Annotated in this window: 1 protein-coding gene; it reads right to left on the bottom strand. The window is 40.1% G+C overall.

Features of this window, described 5'->3' with window-relative positions:
- Positions 1-37: 37 nt before the first annotated feature.
- A partial coding sequence (locus tag ACFINZ_RS10215; protein ID WP_375701452.1) for a M3 family metallopeptidase occupies positions 38-877 on the bottom strand: 840 nt, incomplete at its 5' end.

The raw sequence follows: 877 nt of genomic DNA, 5'->3' as shown, positions 1-877 counted from the left end.
AATATAATGGTATAATTTACAGCATACCGTTCCACTTTTATAATCCACGTTTTTTAATCATCGCCTCTGGTGAAGGCAAACGTCCCCGAAAAGCCTTATAGAGCTCCTCTGGATCCCGGCTCCCTCCAGCAGAATAGATAAAACGTTTTAACCGATCAGCGAGCTGTGAATTAAAAACATCACCGGTTTCTTCAAAAGCCTGAAAAGCATCGGCATCTAGCACTTCTGACCATAAATAAGAATAATAACCAGCTGCATAACCATCACTTGAAAATATATGCGTAAAATGTGGCGGACGATGACGCATTATAATTGTATCAGGCATTTGCAACTTCTCCAATTCCTGATGCTCAAACATTGTTGGATCAGATATCGTTTCTCTCTGATGAATAGCCATATCCACTAAAGCTGATGAGATAAATTCTACCGCAGAAAAACCAGCATCAAATGTCTGTGCTGATACAATTTTATCCATCAATGCTTGTGGTATAGGAAGCCCCGTCTTTGCATGTGTAGCATACGATTTTAAGATCTCTGGTACGGTTAACCAATGCTCGTAAAGTTGAGAAGGAAGTTCAACAAAATCCCGCGAAACCGATGTGCACGCTACAGATGGCCACGTTACATCAGAAAGCAAACCGTGCAATGCATGTCCAAATTCATGAAAAAGTGTTTGTGCATCATCAAGTGATAAAAGAGCAATCTCGCCTTTGGGTGGCTTTGCAAAATTACAAATATTGTAGATAATAGGCTTTTGCCCACCATCCAATTTATGCTGCACTTGTAGACTATTCATCCATGCTCCAGATCGCTTTGAAGAGCGTGCAAAATAATCACCAATAAAATGCCCAAGAAAACTTCCATCAGATTTCTTTAC

The sequence above is a fragment of the Bartonella sp. AA81SXKL genome (assembly GCF_042196945.1).
In the GTDB taxonomy this organism is placed as follows: domain Bacteria; phylum Pseudomonadota; class Alphaproteobacteria; order Rhizobiales; family Rhizobiaceae; genus Bartonella.
Note: the sequence above shows the minus strand (reverse complement) of the source record. Positions and strands in the feature narration are given on the sequence as shown.